The sequence below is a fragment of the Hyphomonas oceanitis SCH89 genome (assembly GCF_000685295.1).
In the GTDB taxonomy this organism is placed as follows: domain Bacteria; phylum Pseudomonadota; class Alphaproteobacteria; order Caulobacterales; family Hyphomonadaceae; genus Hyphomonas; species Hyphomonas oceanitis.
The window spans coordinates 75,236-91,785 of the sequence record NZ_ARYL01000008.1 but is presented as its reverse complement, the minus strand read 5'-3'; the positions used below and the strand labels follow the sequence as shown (position 1 = coordinate 91,785).

Genomic DNA, 16,550 nt, shown 5'->3' with positions numbered 1-16,550 from the left:
GGCATGGAGGCGCGCGGCGCCCTAGAGTGACCGAAAGCCAAAAGGGGACGCCGTATGAAAACCATGATCTCGACCGCCGCATCGCTGAGCGCGCTGATGCTCGTTGCCTGCGCGAGCGCACCGACGATTGCCGCTGATCCGGCGCCTGCCTTCGATGCGGATTTCCCGCCTTCGCTCGTGGAGCTGAATTTCGAGAGCCATGGCGACCGGCTGAACGGGCATGCCTATCTGGCCGATGGCCCGGGCCCGCATCCGACCGTGGTTCTGCTGCACGGCTTTCCGGGCAATGAGCGCAATCTGGACCTGGCGCAGGACCTGCGCAGTGACGGGTTCAACGTCCTGTTCTTCCACTATCGCGGCGCGTGGGGCAGCGAGGGCACGTACAGCTTCACCCATGTGATCGAGGATGTTGCAGCGGCGACCGATTACCTGCGCGCCAATGCGGAGAAGCTGCGTACCGATCCTGACAAGCTGATCCTTGTCGGCCATTCCATGGGCGGCTTTGCGGCGCTGGAAGCAGCCGCGCGGGACGAAACGATTGCCTGCGTGGCAGGCATCGCGCCGGCCAATATGGGGCCGCTGGCGGATGCACCTGCGGAGCGGACGGGCGGCTTTGCAGCCTATGCGGACACGATGCAAATGCTGGCAGGCCTGACCGGCGCGAACGCGATTGCCGAGGTGAAGGCCAACCGCGAGGCCTTCGACACGCGCCTGCTGGCGCCAAAGCTCGCAGGCAAATCGGTGCTGATTATCGGCGGGGACCAGGACACGTCGGTGCCGGTCGACAGCGTGATTGAACCGCTGGTCGCGGCCTATGAAGCCGAGCAAGGCATCGACCTGACAGCCGTCCTTCTCTCTGGCGACCATTCATTTTCATGGTCACGCCAGGAACTGATTGATGAAGTGATCGAGTGGGCGGAGGGGTGCCGCTAAGCCCTAGTTCGGGTATTTCTCGTCTTCGTGGCCGCCCCAGAAGCGTTTGATGCGGCCGAGGAAGCCTTCGCTTTCCGGGTGGCAGTCGGCACCGGAACAGTCGCAGAATTCGCGCAGGATTTCTTTCTGGCGGGCTGACAGGTTCTGCGGCGTCTCGACGAACATTTCGACATAGAGGTCGCCGGTCTGGCCGGATGACCGCACCGAGGGCATGCCCTTGTTGCGCAGGCGCAGCTTGCGGCCGGTCTGGGCGCCTTCGGGGATGGCGACGCGGGCGCGGCCACCGTCAATGGTCGGGATTTCAATTTCGCCGCCGAGGGCCGCCGTGGCCATGGGCACAGGCGCGCGGCAATAGAGGTTTGGCCCGTCGCGTTCGAAAATGTCGTGCTCGACCACATCAACGAAGATATAGAGATCGCCCTTGCCGCCGCCAGCCGTGCCGGCTTCGCCTTCGCCCGAGAGGCGGATGCGCATGCCGCTTTCGACGCCTGCGGGGATTTTTACCGAGAGTTGGCGCTCTTCGCGGACCTGACCGGCGCCGCCGCATTCCTTGCAGGGCTTGCGGATGATCTTGCCCTTGCCGGAACAGCGCGGGCACGTGCGCTCCATGGTGAAGAAGCCTTGCTGCGCGCGAACGCGGCCGTGGCCATCACACATGTCACATTGCTCAGGGGTGCTGCCCTGCGCGGCGCCGGTGCCCGAACAGGGCTTGCACGGCACGGCCTGGGGCACGTGAATGGTTTCGTCCTTGCCGAAATAGGCTTCGGCCAGCGTGATCTCGAGATCATAGCGCAGGTCTGCGCCGCGCTGCGGGCCGCCGCGACGGCGCCCGCCGCCGAAGCCGCCTGCGCCGAAGACCTGACTGAACAGGTCCTGGAAAATGTCTTCGGGGTTGCCGCCGCCCTGTCCGAACGGGTTTCCCCCGGCGCCGCCATTCTCGAAGGCGGCATGGCCGTAGCGGTCATAGGCGGCGCGCTTGTTGGCATCGCACAGGATGCCATAGGCCTCGCCGACTTCCTTGAACTGGGCTTCCGCTTCGGGATTTCCCTGATTCTGGTCAGGGTGGTACTTCATCGCAAGTTTGCGATAGGCGGATTTCAGCTGTTTTTCGTCTGCGTCGCGCGCAACGCCGAGTACTTCATAATAGTCACGTTTTGCCATGATCTACTGCCGTCTTCCCGATTTCCCTGTCGTGCGCAGTCATGTGGGGCGAAGCGGCCCCGCCCGCAAGGGATAGCTGCAGATTGTGCGTAGCTTAACTGGACCCCGGGCCGAAGGCCGTGATGCCTTTTTCCACAACAGAAGGGCCGGATGCATTGATCTGCATCACGGCAAGGCCGCGCTGGGACGTGCCGTCGATACGGAAGCGAAAGAGGCCATTGACCCCCATGAAGCCGTCGGGATCGGTGACGCCATTGTAGCGAATGTTGTCATCCGTCGCGAGGCGAACCGAGAGCGCAGCGGCGTCATAGGCCACGGCAGCGAGGTCAGTGGGGTTACGGCCATAGATGCGCTTGTAGGTCTGCTTGAAGCCGACGAGGTTTGCAGGGTCTGGCGCGGCATAGACACCGCCCGACAGGGTTGGCTCGCGCCAGATGCTGGAATCATCCCACAGGCTGGTGCCCATGAGCATGACATTCTGCATCGGGGCGCCATTGTAAGGCAGCAGCGGGGCCACGGAGAGCAGCTTCACGCCGCGTTCCGGGATCATCACGGCGACCTTGCCTCGGCCGGCTTCTGATTTCAGCACACTGGCGATCTGGCGCGCCTCGGCGCCTGCGCCGCCTGACGGGTCATAGAAGGCGGATGACGCCATTACGCCGCCCTGCTGGGCCGCCTGATAGCGCATGGCGGCTTCGACCTGCTTGCCATATTCGGTGTTCGGGCCGAGGAATGCGAAGGTGCGCACGCCGCGCGAGGCAGCATATTCCATCACGCGCGTGACTTCTTCTTCCGGCGAGATCGAGGCGAGATAGGCCCCGCCACCGGCTGCGCTGCGATCATTCGAAAAGGCGACGATGGGCACTTGCTGCTTGCTGGCAACCGGCTTGATCGCCTTCACATTGGCGCCGAAGAGCGGGCCGAGAACGATATCGGCGCCTTCTTTCAGGGACTCGTCGAGGCGGGCCTCGGTGACCGACTGCTTGCCGGCCGTGTCTTTCGGCATGATCAGGAAATTGTCGCCGGCATATTCAAACAAAGCGAGTTCGATGCCGGCCAGCATGCTTTCAGCCTCGGCGCGGACCTGTGCATTGGGGTGCGAGAAGGGCAGCAGCACGGCGGCGCGTTTGACATCGCGGCCTTCCATGAAGGGCGGCGTGAGGCCACCATCGCCGCGAACGGACTTCGGCGGATTGAGTTCATTGACCCGGGCTTCGTCGATTTCGCGGGGCGTCATAGGCTCCCCGGTGACCGGATCGACGCGCGGTTCGCCGGTGCCGATCTGCACTGGCGGGCGGGCCGGCGCTGTGGCACAGGCCGTAGCGAGCAGAAGGGAAGCCAGAACAAGGCTTGGCGCTTTGAGCTTCCTGAGCAATGGTTGAAGCAATGTCATCTCCTGATCCTTCTGAGCCCGAAGCGATTCACGCCTCAGGCGACTCTACGGGCAGCCTTCGCGGCGGGCAACCGGCGCAGACACTTCAACCCGGCCTTTATGTTGTCTCCACACCCATCGGCAACCTGCGTGACATCACGCTGAGGGCGCTGGATGTCCTGTCTGCTGTCGAGGAAGTGCTGGCCGAAGACACGCGTGTGGCCGGAAAACTGATGTCTGCCTATGGGCTTAGGGTGAAGCTGAGCCCTTACCATGACCATAATGGGGCGGAACGGCGACCGGGACTTATTTCCCGTATGCAGGCGGGGGCGAAGATTGCGCTGATTTCCGATGCGGGGACACCGCTTGTCTCCGATCCGGGCTGGAAACTGGCGCATGATGCGCTTGAAGAAGGCGTGCGTGTGTTCCCCATACCGGGCGCTTCGGCCATGCTGGCGGGGCTTGTGGCGAGCGGCCTGCCGAGCGACCAGTTCCTGTTTGCGGGCTTCCTGCCGCCCAAGAGTGGCGCCCGCCGGGCCGCGGCGGAGGCTTTGAAGACCGTTCCGGGGACATTGATATTCTATGAGAGCGGGCCGCGCCTTGCCGCCTCGCTGGAAGACCTGGCCGCCACGCTGGGAGCTAACCGACAAGCCGCCGTGGCGCGTGAGCTGACCAAGCTGTTCGAAGAAACGCGCCGGGGCACGCTGGCCGAGCTGGCCGCGCATTATGCCGAGGCGGGGGCGCCGAGGGGCGAGATCGTGCTGCTGGTTGGTCCGCCACTGGACTCGGAAGTCACACAGGAAAACCTCGACGCGGCCCTGCTGGACGCGCTGAAGGACCAGCCCACCAAGGCCGCCGCCAATGCTGTGGCCGATGCGCTGGGCCTGCCCAAGCGCGATGTCTACCAGCGGGCGCTGCAGCTGAAAGCCAATGGCTGAGGGCGCGCGGCAGCGGGCTGAACGGCGCGGACGCACCGCCGAGACGCGCGCGGCGCTGTGGCTGCGCCTCAAGGGCTATCGTATTCTTGAAACGCGCCTGCGCACGCCGGTCGGCGAGATCGACCTGATCGCGTCGAAGGGCAAAGTGGTTGCTTTTATTGAGGTAAAAGCACGGGCGAAGCGCGATGCAGCGCTTGGCGCGGTGACGGTAGCGAACTGGCAACGCATCGCCCGCGCGGCGGATGTGTGGATGGCCCGGCGCCCGCGCTATGCCGAGCATGGGTGGCGCTATGACCTGATCGCACTGCAGCCGGGCCGCCTGCCCGTGCATGTACGCGATGCGTGGCGACCGGGGATGGCGTAGGGCCTATTCCGTTGCGGGATCGGCCTTTGGCGGTTCTTCCTGGATTGAGACGATGTAGGCGAGCACGACTTCGGCGCCGAGGGGGCCGAAGACGAAGTCCGGCATCATCTCGTGGCCAACATGGATGCCATTCTGGAAATCCTGGGACAGCGTGTCGGGATTGTACTGCGCGAGGAGGTAGCGCAGCGGCGGGGCGTCCTGCGGGCGGATTTTCGGATCCTGATCCAGCGCGTGGCAATTGGCGCATTGCGCCTCGGCAATCTTGCGACCGTCGGCAATCGACTGGGGGTCCGTCTTGATGACCATGGGTGCGGGCGCATCATCGTGCGCGGCGTTACACGCCCCGGTCATGAGGGGCAAAAGCAGCGTTAACGCGATGGAACGGCGGAAAGGTCCTGACATGGACAAGGCACTCCTCAGTTGTGCCAGACGGACCTGTCGAAACAGCAGCCTCCCCGGCGTTTGATGGAAATACGCGTCCTCACATTAGGCCCGCCCCGGCGCGCTACCATACGCATATGCCCTTAGCTGCAGTGCCAGATGAACAATGCCTTCACCCTGCCGTAATCAAATTTCATGTAGACTTTCGCTCATGATTCGATCCACAGGCTGACATGGCTAGATCCCCTGCTCCGAACGGGCCGCGCACGATAAAGGTGCCGCGCCCCCCGATTTTCACGCTGCCCACGACCGTGCGCGGCTGGATCATCCTTGTCGTGCTGGGCGTGTTGCTCGCCGTGGGCGGGTTTGCCTTTTACAAATGGCAGTCGCTGTACTTTGGCATGCCGAAGCTGCCCGACACGGCCGAGCTGTGGGAGACGCACCGCGAACCGGCGATGGAATTCGTGGACCGGGATGGCAATACAGTGGCCGTGCGCGGCCCCCGTTATGGCCGCGCCACCAATGTCGCCGCCCTGCCCGCCTATGTGCCGCAGGCCTTCATCGCCGCCGAGGACAAGCGCTTTTACGAGCATGACGGGGCCGACGACGCCGCAATTGCCCGCGCGGCCTTCTCTAACTTGCGCGCCGGGGAGACGGTGTCGGGCGCCTCGACCATTACGCAGCAGCTGATCAAGAACCTCGTGCTCGACAATCGCCAGACGCTGAAGCGCAAGGCGCAGGAAATGAAGCTGGCCCGCGAGCTGGAGAAACAGCTGAGCAAGGACGAGATCCTGTCGCTGTATCTGAACCGCGTCTATTTCGGCGCGGGCCTCTATGGCATCGATGCGGCGGCACGCAATTATTTCGGCAAGCCACCGGAAAAGCTGGAAATCCAGGAAGCCGCCCTGCTGGCAACGCTGCCCAAGGCGCCCTCGAAACTGAACCTGCGCGAAAACCTCGCCGGGGCCCGCGAGCGCCAGCTTTATGTACTGTCGGAAATGGTCGACCAAGGCTTCATCACCAAGGAACAGGCGAATGTCGCGCGCGAAGCCGATGTGAAGATCATCGATGCGCCGACCTATGACACGCAGATGGGCTATGTGATCGATGCCTCCGCTGAGCGCGTGAAGGCCATGCTGCCCAAGCTGCCGGGCGACCTTGTGGTGACAGTCTCCATCGACACGAAGATGCAGGAAGCCATCGAGAAGCTGCTGATTGCGCGCATGGCCAAGGACGGCAAGGCGCAGGGCGCCAGCCAGGTGGGCGCCCTGGTGATGGGCAAGGATGGCCGCGTGATCGCCATGGTGGGCGGCACGGACTATGCGACTTCGGAATTCAACCGCGTGACACAGGCCAAGCGCCAGCCGGGATCGAGCTTCAAACCGTTCGTCTATGCCGCCGCGCTGGAAGACGGCTTCTCGCCCTATGACGTGATGGTGGACAAGCCGGTGACGATCGACAAGTGGCAGCCGACCAATTACGGCGGCGGCTATCTCGGCCCGATGACGCTGAGCGAGGCGCTGGCACGTTCGACCAATACAGTTGCGGCGCAGCTGGCGCAGGAGAGCAGCGAAGAGCGCGTGATCGCACTGGCGAAGCGCTTTGGCATGACCAGCGACATGGAGCCTTTCCCGTCGATCGCGCTGGGCAGCCAGGCGGTGACGATGTGGGAACTGGTGCGGGCCTTTGGAGCGTTCGAATCCGGCGGCCTGCGCATGGACCCGTACCTGATCGACAAGATCGAGGATTCGCGCGGCATGGTGCTTTACCAGCGTCCGGAATACGAGCGCGAGCGCGTGTACCCCTATGACCTCGCCGAGGACATGAACGCCATGATGGCCCGCGTGGTGAACGCGCCCATCGGCACGGGCGGGCGCGCAAGGGTCAAGAACTGGACCGTGGCGGGCAAGACCGGCACGTCACAGGATTGGCGCGACGCATGGTTTGTCGGCTTCACTGCGGCCTATGTTGGCGCGGTCTGGGTGGGCAATGATGATGACAGCCCGATGAAGCGCGTGACCGGGGGCGGCCTGCCGGCAGACCTTTGGTCGGACATGATGGAAGTGGTTCACGAGGGCAAGCCGCCCGAAAGCCTGATCGGCGCCGAAAGCGGCATGGTGATCAGCGAGGCAGCCGAGCAGCGCATCTCCTTCTACCGCGGCCTGAGCCAGGCGTTCAGCGTGGCGGCGGCCAACCGGGCGGCGGGCGTGTCAGCGCCGCAGTAAGTGCGGGCTTTTCAGGGCGCTTCATTCCGCCTAACAGGCTGACGGATGGATACTGATGTTCTCGAAACCCTGAAGCTCGCCCTTGATGGCGGTGGTGTAACCGTGCCGGAAACGGGGGACGTCCTGTTCCTGCGGGCCGAACCGGGCCCGGCCATTCCGCTGTTGCCGAAAGACCGGCTGACCTGCCAGCAGACGTTCAAGCCGCCTTATGAAGCGCTGGCGGCGATGGGCCTGACCCTGCTGCCCGCCGGAACGGAGACGTTCACGCCCGCCGAGCTGACGCTAATCCTGCCGCCGCGCCAAAAGGATGAGGCCCGCGGCCTGTATGCGCGCGCGATGCTGTCGGCGCCGGAGGGCGGCGTCGTGCTGGCCTGCCTGCCGAACACGCTGGGCGCCAAGACCGCCGAGAAAACGCTGGGCGAGATTGCGGGCGAGACCGAGAGCCTGAGCAAGCACAAGTGTCGGGCCTTTTGGGCGCGCAAGGACAGCGCGACCTTCAACAAGACGCTGGCCGAAGCCTGGGTCGCCGCCGACCAGCCGCAACCGGTGGCCGATGGCGCAATGTGGAGCCGGCCGGGTCTGTTCTCATGGGACCGTGTGGATGCGGGGTCTGAACTGCTGGCCGAGTGCATTCCGGAAGACATCAAGGGCATGGGCGCGGACTTTGGCGCGGGCCAGGGTTATCTCTCGAAAGAGGTGCTGTTGCATTGCCCGAAGGTGAAGCACCTTGACCTTTACGAGGCCGAGCACCGCGCGATTGCCTGCGCCGAGAAGACGCTCGAAGGCTTTGAAAACGTCACGATCAGCTGGGCCGACGTGACACGCGACGTGTCTGAGACGCGCTATGATTTCGTGATGATGAACCCGCCGTTTCATGTTGGCCGGGCAGATGCGGCAAACCTTGGCCAGTCATTCATTCAGGCCGCCTCCCGCGCGCTGAAGCCGGGCGGCAGCCTCTATATGGTTGCCAACCGCCACCTGCCCTATGAGGCAACGATCAAGGCCTGCTTCAAGCAGTTCGAGATCATCGAGGATGCCGGCGGCTACAAGATCATCCGCGCGGACCGTCCGAAGCGCCAAAAATGAAAGACCTCCGTGCGCTAACAAAATACCTCGCTGGCCTTGGCTATGGCAGCCGCAAGGACGTTGAGAATGCTGTGCGGCGCGGGCGTATCGGGGGCATTGAAGCGGGCAGCAAGAATCTTGCGCCGCCTTTCGATGGCGTGACCTTTGATGGCGAACCGCTGGACCCGCCACCCGGCATGGTGATCCTGATGAACAAGCCGGCGGGCTATACCTGCTCACGCGCCGATGGCGGGCAGCTGATCTATGAGCTGTTGCCGCCGCGCTATCTGGCGCGCTCCCCGGCGCTGTCGACCGTGGGGCGCCTCGATGCGGCGACGACCGGCCTGCTGATATTCACCGATGACGGACAATTATTGCACAGGCTGATCTCGCCCAAATCGGAGACGCCGAAAGTGTATGAGGCGACGCTCGCCCGCACGCTTGAAGGGCATGAGGGCGAGGCCTTTGCCAGCGGTACGCTCGTGCTGCGCGGCGAGGACAAGCCGCTGAAACCGGCAAAGCTGGACGTGACTGGCGAGCGCACCGCGCGCGTCACCCTCACCGAAGGCCGCTACCATCAGGTACGCCGCATGTTTGCCGCCGTCGGCAACCATGTGGAAGCATTGCACCGCGCCCAGTTCGGCCCGCTGGCGCTGGACGGACTTGCGGAGGGGAAGTGGCGGGTGTTGGGGGCGGAAGAGGTCAGCCGTCTCGCGGGCGAATCCTAGCCTGACATCCGCCTCTCAATCGACCGGAGTTTCGTTTGCCAGCGACGTAGCCAGATCGTAAGTGCCTGAATCTCCCGCAAACACTTGCTGCATGACGGTACCGGGCAAGGTGTAAAATGCGCCGGAAAATCCATAGACGTCTTTGTCGCCCGCTTGCTCACTTGCAAAAGAAAGGTCGACAATTCCGTCGCCATCAAGATCGGCTGCAAAAAAGTTATTCGCGACCCGAGCATCTGCCGCAATTCCCATAAACTTCCGTGCGATACTGGATGGAATATTATCGTTTAATAGCGAGATAAGAGGATCCACCGCACCTGATATCGCGCGATCTTTGAAGACCAGAACCGAACCGGCCTCTCTTCGCCTCAACGGATTGTCCCATCCGAATCCGAACATGAGCTCGTCGCCGGGCCCGTCTGCAAAATTACTGGCGAACCTGACCAAAGTCCGTGTGTCGGTCGTGGTTGAGAAAATCTGGTCAGTCAGTGCAAAAGAGACACCGTTCGACGCATCGATGAAATCCAGCGACACCACTGAGCCTGTTCCCATAGCCGCGCTCACCGCAGAACCGAACACCAAGGCCCCGATCTTGGGGTTGCTGTTAATGCCTTTATAGGCCAGTGCGATATCGTTCAGCCCGTCAGCGTCGACGTCGCCCTTTGTGTCGATATCGTCAATCCAAAAGTCCGCGCCTGCGAGGGCTATAACGCCTGCAGCATTGATAGCATCGGCGAAATTGAACTCCGTCTCGTTGGCAATCTTGGCCGCGTTCAGCAACTGCCCCGAAGCGACGTAGACGCCGCTCAAGTAGTCAGGAGCAATATCCCGTCCGCTGACAACAAGTTCATCAAATCCGTCACTGGTAATATCGGCCAAAGCAGCGACGCTTGAACCAATCATGCGATTGGCAGTTGCATCAATACTTTTCAGGAGCAGGGTCTGACCTGCAGACACTAGGTTAAGGTCCAATGCCCCCGTGGCTCGATAGGGCGAGAACGCTGTTCCAAAAACAAGACGGCCGCCATTCGTCATAGGTGAACCCAGGACGATGTCGGTGCGCCCGTCACCGTCGAAGTCACCGGCTCCGAGCGATAGCCCGATGGCTTCCCGCCGCGAGACACCTGACACGTTGACTTGCGCCAGCGCCGGGGGGGCCAGGAGGTCGTAGGTGCCGCTTGTATTCCCAATAAGAGAATCCCCGAAGACAACGGCCGCAATCGGACCATCAGTGGTGTCCGGCACATACCGCTCGTCGCGCACATCGCTAAATCCGATCAGGATGTCGGGAGTACCATCGCCATCCACGTCTCCTGCCGGAATGGCAATCAGCTGACTGATCTTTGTGCCAAATTCCTCATATGTCTCATTTGTGAACTTGATGGCCTGACTTTTGGTAAATTCATCCACGTCCAGATCTGCGGCAACCAAGGCGAGTTTGTCACGCAGGGTCTTGCCCCAAATGAGATACGCCGTCTCGGCAATTGGCTTCTGGAAGAAATCAGATGAGACTTTTTGGCTGATCCAGACCTCATCAAGGCCGTCACCATCTATATCGCCCACACTGTTCGCGAAATCGCCAAGTGGAGATACCTGGTCAGTTCCAATTACACGCACGCCCTCAACAACGCGGGCAGGAAGATCAATAATAGTAATGTTAACGCCACCTGTTCCTGCATGCACACCGTCGGTTGCTTCCACGACAACGCTAATCGGATCGATAAGCCGTTCCTGCTCAGCATCGAACGGCTGTTCGACGGTCAGCACACCGGTCGTGCTGTCAATGGAGAACGACGCCATCAGGCGTACTGAATTAACGGGTTCGCCAAGCTTCGAAACTTGCACGATCTTGTAGTTGGAAACAGCGGCGCCCTCAGGGTCGACAGCCGTAAATGTCAGCAAAGGCCCTGTCTGGTTCTCATTCAACTCCACCACCTGCACATTGGTAAAATAGGGCGGCTCGTCGACGTCTGTGATAGTGACCTTAATCACGGTGCGAACCGTATTTTTACCGTCGGACAGAGTTATGTTTTGCTCATAGACGTTGTCCTGATTGCCGTCCTGAGGATTCTCGAAGTCGAAGGAATTGTTGGACGTGTTGGCTATCACTCCCCCGGTGGTCGGATCCACCGTAAAAAGGGCGCCATCGCCCGTGGTATCATCGCGGATCGTGACCGTGTCGCCTTCAGGATCAGATACAGCCAGTGTGAATGATACAATAGTGTTCTCTGGGAACGTAAACGATGTGGGGCTCGTGAATTGCGGCGGTGCGTTGGATGAACCCCCACCACCGCCTCCGGAACCGCCGCCGCCGGATCCCCCACCATTGTCGCTGCCGCCGCCGCCACAGGCGGCCAGGCTGTATGCCAAGATCATGGCCGCGATTGCGCGGCGCCAGATGACGAAATTCATGCCCCATTCCTCCAGACTTAGAAAATTTCAAAGCACACGCCGAACGCGCTTTCAAGCAAGACGTGTGCCCGAAATCCCCAACAACGAGAAATTTCAAAACTTATTCGATTTTAGTTTGGATAAGTGCGCGGAAATTGGTGCGGGCCAGGTTCGCCGCCGTCGCCAACCATGTGGAGGCGCTCCACCGTACGCAACTCGGCCCGCTGACCCTCGACGGCCTAGCCGAGGGCGTGTGGCGGGTGTTCGGCGCGGATGAAGTGCGTTCGTTTCAGACCCTGTAGATCCGAAACTGTGGCATGCCTAAGCAGCTTCATTGCACCGGCGTTTTGTTTGCCAATGATAAAGCCAAATCATAGCCGGACGAATCGGACGTGAAAGCGTCCTGCATAATCGTGCCAAGCAAGATATAGTACGCGCCAGCATGAAAATCTGACAAGGGTGATGCTTTAGGGCCCGCCGAAGGGCTGGCAAGCGATAGATCCACTATGCCGTCGCCATCAAAATCAGTGACAAACATAGTCTTGCCAAGCATCGCTCGCACGGAAATACCCTGAAATACCCGTGCAGCGCTTTTGATCGACGCGTCATCTGACAGACTTATGTTAGCTGTCGCAGCCCCCGAAATAGCCCGATCGCGGAAGACGAACACGGATCCAGCCATGAATCGGTCAAGCGGCGTATTTGACCCGCGTCCGATCAAAAATTCATCTCCGGGTCCATCCGTGAAGCTAGGCGCAAAAGCTACGCTCACAGACGGCTCCCTGCCTGTATCTGCGTAAGCATAATCAATGCTTCCATAAGGAAGGTACCAAATGTCCTCAACGCCTTTATGTTCATCGGGCAAGTGAATGACAACGCCATCCGAAGGATCGGTAAAATCCATCGAGATATCCCCGCCGCCTGCATCTATAGCTGCTTTTATTGTCGCCCCGAAAATCACTGTGCCGATGCGGTCATAGCGTCTCCCGTTAATGTGAGCGACACCAATATCTACCAGGCCGTCGGCATCCACATCACCATTTGTTGCAATGCCGCCAACAGCTGCATTCTGACCGGTGATTTTCACGATTCCAGTTTGCACGGGCCCGCTCGCCACATTGATTTCGGAGAGGTGCGCTGCTTTAGCATCGCGAAGCACACTGCCTGAAACCACGATCAGTCCAGACCGTGAGCGCCACCCTCCCGCGACCTCGATATCGCGCACAGTGATAGCACTTGCGCTTAGTACAAGTTCATCAAGGCCGTCACCGGTGATATCCGCCAGGCTTGCAATATTGTCACCGATCGCACGCTTCATGTCTGTATAGTCGACATCGCGATACTGCTCCAGGAGGATCGTGCTTCCGGAGAGGGCAAGGGAGACGTCAAGGTCCCCGGACGCTTTCGCGGCGCTTATTGCATCGCCGAAAATGACGCGGGTTTTTGTCTCTATCGGAGAGCCAAGGACGATATCTCCATAGCTGTCACCATCGAATTCACTGCCTCCGAGCGATAAGCCAAATGCGTCGCGTCGCGAAACACCCGATATGTTCACCTGTCCAAGCGTTGGCGGCGAGAGCAAATCATAGACGCCGTTAGAAATTTTTGTCACCGCGTCGCCAAAAACAATCGCGGCGATAGGGCCATCCTCGACATCCGGCAAATAGCTATCAACACGCATTTCCCTGAAGCCGACGAGTATGTCCTGTGTTCCATCGCCATCGACATCACCAGCGCTCGTCGCCACAAGCTGGCTGCGCTTTTCATAACCAGTGCTGCCATAGGGATCATGCGTAAATCTGATTGCTTGCGCACTCGTAAGCGCATTAATGTCCAGATCCGATGGATCGTCGAGAAGCAGCTCACGCATTGTCTTGCCCCAGACGAGATAGGCTGTCTCGAGCGGAGGCTGATCAAGCATTGCGACCACCTGACGGTTTATCCACACTTCGTCGATGCCGTCTCCGTCGATATCACCGATCATACTGGCGAAATCGCCAATTGGCCATCGTTCGTAAGGGCCAAACAATCGTACGCCCGCAACAACGCGCGGGGGCTGTTCGATGAGATGAACCACGACACTTCCACTGCCGACGATGTTACCATCGCTCGCCTCAACAACGACAGTAAGCGGAATATTTGGATCATCCAGAGATACGTCGAACGGCTTCCTGACGGACAGAACACCCGTCGAACTGTCAATGGAAAATGCCTCCAGAAGGCGCCCGGATATTTCCTTCCATGTGCTGACTTCCGTGATCTTGTATTGTGACACTGACGCGCCTTCGGGGTCTTCCGCCTTGAATGTGAATACCGGGCCGGTGGCCGCCTCATTCAGATTAAATTCGCTAGAACTGGTGAAGACTGGCGCTTCGTCAACGTCAACTATTGTTACCTTTATGGTCGTTTCGACGGTATTGTGCCCGTCGGACAGGCGGACGATCTGCTCGTATACATTGTCCTTGTTTGTGTCAGACGGCTGCTCGAAATCGAAGGAAGCACCCCAAGCAGACGACGCAACACCCGATGGCGGATCAAAGCTGAAAAGGCTGCTGTCAGCCCCAAGCAGAACAGTAATTGTGACCGGGTCGCCTTCGGGATCGGAGACTGAGAGGTCGAAACTGAAAGCGGTGTTCTCATCGAAGGAAAATGAAGTCGGACTCGTGAAACGCGGCGGCGCGTTGGACGATCCGCCACCATTGTCGCTGCCGCTTCCGCCGCCGCCGCAGGCGGCCAGGCTGGATGCCAAGATCACGGCCGCGATTGCGCGGCGCCAGATGACGAAATTCATGCCCCATTCCTCCGGACGTGCAAAATTTCAAAGCACACGCTGAAACGGCTCACAAGCAGGAGGTGTATCGAAAATCCCCGACAACGAGAAATTTCACCAATTATTCACATTACGTTTAGCGTGACGTGGCGGAAAGTCAGTCCTTTCGATGCGCCGCCCTACTCTCCCGCCTCTGCCAGCCGGCGCACGGTGGCCTTGCTGGCACCGGGGCCGGGGCGGGTTTCGATATCGGCGCGGGTGAGGCGGCGGCCGTCGCGGGTCGTGGGGGCGAGCGCCTGGAGGGGTTTGCCGGTGGCACGCTCCAGCAGCAGGACGGGTTCATTGTCGGGGCCGTAGACGTGTTCATTGCCCCACTGGTGAAGCGCGAGCAGGACGGGATGGAGGGACTCGCCCTTTGCCGTCAGCCGGTAGGCATAGCGCGTGCCGTTTTCGCCGACGTCTTCCCGAACAAGAATGCCCTCGTTGACGAGCACGTCCAGCCGGGCGCTCAGCACATTCTTGGCGATGCCCGTGTTGCGCTGGATCTCGCTGAAGCGCGTGGCGCCGTAGAAGGCCTCGCGGATAACGAGCCATGTCCAGTTGTCGCCGAAAATGTTCAGGACACCCGCAATGGGGCATGTGTGCGTGTGGCGTTTGGCCATGAGCGGCTCCTTCTATTCAACTATAATATATTGGTTGCAAATTAAAACCAAATGAATAATGGTCTTATTCAGCAACCGAAAAACAAGGGAGGATGTTCCATGCCTGACAAGTCTGCCTGTCTCGTGATTGGCGCGGGGGATGACACCGGTGCAGCAATTGGCCGGGCCTTTGCGCGCGAGGGCATGACGGCCTGCCTGGTGCGCCGGCCGCGCCATGCCGATGCGCTGGAAGCGCTGGCGGCGAGCATTCGCGATGACGGGCATGATGCGGTGGCGATGCCCATGGATGCGCGCGATGAAGAGGCCATGATTGCCCTCATTGAGCGGATTGAGGCGGATGTCGCACCTATCGATGTCGCCGTCTTCAATATCGGCGCGAATGTGCGCTTCCCGATCACGGAGACGACAGCGCGCGTGTATCACAAGGTGTGGGAGATGGCGTGTTTCTCCGGCTTCCTGATGGGGCGCGAAGTGGCGAAGAAGATGCTGGCGCGCGGGCATGGCACGATCATCTTCACCGGCGCGACGGCTAGCACACGGGGGCGCGAGAATCTTGCCGCCTTCGCCGGGGCCAAGGCGGCGCTGCGGGCGCTCGCACAGTCGATGGCGCGTGAGCTGGGCCCGAAGAACATTCATGTGGCGCATACGATCATCGATGGCGCGATCGATTCCAATTTCATCCGCGAGAATGTGCCGAATGTCGACGCGCTGCGCGACGAGGACGCAGTTCTGAACCCGGATCATATCGCGCAAAATTACGTCATGCTGCACAAGCAGCCGCGCACGGCCTGGACGCACGAGTTGGACCTGCGGCCCTGGAAAGAAACCTGGTAGGAGGAAGCCCCCATGAGCAAGACCATCGACTTCATTTTCGACTTTGGCAGCCCGAATGCCTATCTGTCGCACAAGGTGATGCCAGATATCGTGGCGCGCACTGGGGCGACGGTGAACTACATCCCGTGCCTGCTAGGCGGCATCTTCAAGGCGACGGGCAATGTTGCGCCCATGATCGCTTTTGGCAACGTCAAGGGCAAGCTGGAATATGACCGCATCGAGATGATGCGCTTTGTGAAGAAGCATGGCCTAAGTGCGTTTCGGATCAACCCGCACTTTCCCGTCAACACGCTGATACTGATGCGCGGCGCAGTGGCGGCCGAGATGCGCGGAGATTTGGCAACCTATATCGAGGCTGGACTGAAGGCCATGTGGGAAGACGGGCTGAAAATGGACGACCCGGTCGTCTATGTGGAGGCGATGAATGCGGCGGGCCTCGACGGCGCCACGCTGCTGGAAGCGACGCAGGACCCCGACGTGAAAGCAAAACTGGTTGCCAATACTGAAGCCGCCATCGCGCGCGGAACCTTCGGCATACCGACTTTCTTCGTTGGCGACGAAATGTTCTTCGGCAAGGACCGCTTGGGACAGGTTGAGGAGGAGGTGCAGGGATAGCGACTGCCGCTGCCTTGGAACAAGTTACTGATGGGTTCGTTGTTGTGGTTCAGTAATTCAATCACTGATCCACGCGCATCCAAACACATCGGTGCCCGTGTTCATTGAACACAA

At 60.5% G+C, this 16,550-nt stretch carries 14 protein-coding genes; 8 read left to right on the top strand and 6 right to left on the bottom strand.

What is annotated here, in order from left to right:
* Window positions 1-54 precede the first annotated feature (54 nt).
* Window positions 55-933, top strand: a complete 879-nt coding sequence (locus tag HOC_RS07135) for an alpha/beta hydrolase family protein (RefSeq protein WP_051624610.1) — start codon at window positions 55-57, stop codon at window positions 931-933.
* Window positions 934-936: 3 nt separating this feature from the next.
* On the opposite strand, the gene dnaJ is transcribed toward HOC_RS07135, so the two are convergent.
* Together dnaJ and HOC_RS07125 are read right to left on the bottom strand one after the other, a co-directional pair.
* A complete protein-coding gene (dnaJ, locus tag HOC_RS07130; protein WP_035537081.1) occupies window positions 937-2,094 on the bottom strand; it encodes a molecular chaperone DnaJ in 1,158 nt (385 codons plus the stop codon).
* 94 nt (window positions 2,095-2,188) lie between these two features.
* The gene (locus HOC_RS07125; protein ID WP_084146189.1) at window positions 2,189-3,487 is read right to left on the bottom strand and encodes a penicillin-binding protein activator; all 1,299 of its coding nucleotides are present in this window, start codon (window positions 3,485-3,487) and stop codon (window positions 2,189-2,191) included.
* Between HOC_RS07125 and rsmI the strand changes: the two genes are divergently transcribed.
* Both rsmI and HOC_RS07115 read left to right on the top strand, forming a co-directional pair.
* Window positions 3,481-4,404, top strand: a complete 924-nt coding sequence (rsmI, locus tag HOC_RS07120) for a 16S rRNA (cytidine(1402)-2'-O)-methyltransferase (protein ID WP_084146188.1) — start codon at window positions 3,481-3,483, stop codon at window positions 4,402-4,404. The genes HOC_RS07125 and rsmI overlap by 7 nt on opposite strands.
* On the top strand, window positions 4,397-4,768 hold the full coding sequence (locus HOC_RS07115) for a YraN family protein (RefSeq protein ID WP_035537078.1): 372 nt from the start codon (window positions 4,397-4,399) through the stop codon (window positions 4,766-4,768). The genes rsmI and HOC_RS07115 overlap by 8 nt, the downstream gene beginning before the upstream one ends.
* A gap of 3 nt (window positions 4,769-4,771) precedes the next feature.
* On the opposite strand, the gene HOC_RS07110 is transcribed toward HOC_RS07115, so the two are convergent.
* A complete protein-coding gene (locus HOC_RS07110; protein WP_156950411.1) occupies window positions 4,772-5,170 on the bottom strand; it encodes a c-type cytochrome in 399 nt (132 codons plus the stop codon).
* A gap of 212 nt (window positions 5,171-5,382) precedes the next feature.
* Between HOC_RS07110 and HOC_RS07105 the strand changes: the two genes are divergently transcribed.
* Genes HOC_RS07105 through HOC_RS07095 form a run of 3 tightly spaced genes read left to right on the top strand, consistent with a single transcriptional unit; the run spans window position 5,383 to window position 9,167 of the window.
* Window positions 5,383-7,374, top strand: coding sequence for a transglycosylase domain-containing protein (locus HOC_RS07105; RefSeq protein ID WP_084146187.1), 1,992 nt, complete (start codon window positions 5,383-5,385; stop codon window positions 7,372-7,374).
* Window positions 7,375-7,419: 45 nt separating this feature from the next.
* A complete protein-coding gene (locus HOC_RS07100) occupies window positions 7,420-8,460 on the top strand; it encodes a class I SAM-dependent methyltransferase (RefSeq protein WP_035537073.1) in 1,041 nt (346 codons plus the stop codon).
* Window positions 8,457-9,167 carry a pseudouridine synthase gene (locus HOC_RS07095; protein ID WP_035537071.1) on the top strand — a complete coding sequence of 237 codons (711 nt, stop codon included), beginning with the start codon at window positions 8,457-8,459 and terminating at the stop codon, window positions 9,165-9,167. Before HOC_RS07100 ends, HOC_RS07095 begins: the two co-directional genes overlap by 4 nt.
* 15 nt (window positions 9,168-9,182) lie before the next feature.
* Here HOC_RS07095 and HOC_RS07090 read toward each other — a convergent pair whose 3' ends face one another.
* The 3 genes from HOC_RS07090 to HOC_RS07080 all read right to left on the bottom strand — a co-directional run bounded on the left by HOC_RS07090 (window position 9,183) and on the right by HOC_RS07080 (window position 14,987).
* Entirely contained in the window at window positions 9,183-11,576 is a 2,394-nt protein-coding gene (locus tag HOC_RS07090; protein WP_035537070.1) for an FG-GAP repeat protein, read from the bottom strand.
* 310 nt (window positions 11,577-11,886) lie between these two features.
* On the bottom strand, window positions 11,887-14,346 hold the full coding sequence (locus HOC_RS07085) for a cadherin repeat domain-containing protein (RefSeq protein ID WP_035537068.1): 2,460 nt from the start codon (window positions 14,344-14,346) through the stop codon (window positions 11,887-11,889).
* A 158-nt stretch (window positions 14,347-14,504) separates the two neighbouring features.
* Window positions 14,505-14,987: a winged helix-turn-helix transcriptional regulator gene (locus HOC_RS07080; protein ID WP_035537067.1), complete on the bottom strand. Its 483-nt coding sequence runs from the start codon at window positions 14,985-14,987 to the stop codon at window positions 14,505-14,507.
* Window positions 14,988-15,086: 99 nt separating this feature from the next.
* Between HOC_RS07080 and HOC_RS07075 the strand changes: the two genes are divergently transcribed.
* Window positions 15,087-15,821 (top strand): SDR family oxidoreductase, encoded by a 735-nt coding sequence (locus HOC_RS07075; protein WP_035537066.1) that lies wholly within the window; start codon window positions 15,087-15,089, stop codon window positions 15,819-15,821.
* 12 nt (window positions 15,822-15,833) lie between these two features.
* Window positions 15,834-16,436: a 2-hydroxychromene-2-carboxylate isomerase gene (locus HOC_RS07070; protein WP_035537065.1), complete on the top strand. Its 603-nt coding sequence runs from the start codon at window positions 15,834-15,836 to the stop codon at window positions 16,434-16,436.
* Window positions 16,437-16,550 lie beyond the last annotated feature (114 nt).

Bases quoted from the DNA above. Each gene is read 5' to 3' on its own strand.
- HOC_RS07095 (WP_035537071.1), top strand. From the start codon at position 8,457: ATGAAAGACCTCCGTGCGCTAACAAAATACCTCGCTGGCCTTGGCTAT.
- HOC_RS07075 (WP_035537066.1), top strand. From the start codon at position 15,087: ATGCCTGACAAGTCTGCCTGTCTCGTGATTGGCGCGGGGGATGACACC.
- dnaJ (WP_035537081.1), bottom strand. From the start codon at position 2,094: ATGGCAAAACGTGACTATTATGAAGTACTCGGCGTTGCGCGCGACGCA.
- HOC_RS07090 (WP_035537070.1), bottom strand. From the start codon at position 11,576: ATGAATTTCGTCATCTGGCGCCGCGCAATCGCGGCCATGATCTTGGCA.
- HOC_RS07070 (WP_035537065.1), top strand. From the start codon at position 15,834: ATGAGCAAGACCATCGACTTCATTTTCGACTTTGGCAGCCCGAATGCC.
- HOC_RS07080 (WP_035537067.1), bottom strand. From the start codon at position 14,987: ATGGCCAAACGCCACACGCACACATGCCCCATTGCGGGTGTCCTGAAC.
- HOC_RS07100 (WP_035537073.1), top strand. From the start codon at position 7,420: ATGGATACTGATGTTCTCGAAACCCTGAAGCTCGCCCTTGATGGCGGT.
- HOC_RS07110 (WP_156950411.1), bottom strand. From the start codon at position 5,170: ATGTCAGGACCTTTCCGCCGTTCCATCGCGTTAACGCTGCTTTTGCCC.
- HOC_RS07085 (WP_035537068.1), bottom strand. From the start codon at position 14,346: ATGAATTTCGTCATCTGGCGCCGCGCAATCGCGGCCGTGATCTTGGCA.
- HOC_RS07135 (WP_051624610.1), top strand. From the start codon at position 55: ATGAAAACCATGATCTCGACCGCCGCATCGCTGAGCGCGCTGATGCTC.
- HOC_RS07115 (WP_035537078.1), top strand. From the start codon at position 4,397: ATGGCTGAGGGCGCGCGGCAGCGGGCTGAACGGCGCGGACGCACCGCC.
- HOC_RS07105 (WP_084146187.1), top strand. From the start codon at position 5,383: ATGGCTAGATCCCCTGCTCCGAACGGGCCGCGCACGATAAAGGTGCCG.
- HOC_RS07125 (WP_084146189.1), bottom strand. From the start codon at position 3,487: ATGACATTGCTTCAACCATTGCTCAGGAAGCTCAAAGCGCCAAGCCTT.
- rsmI (WP_084146188.1), top strand. From the start codon at position 3,481: ATGTCATCTCCTGATCCTTCTGAGCCCGAAGCGATTCACGCCTCAGGC.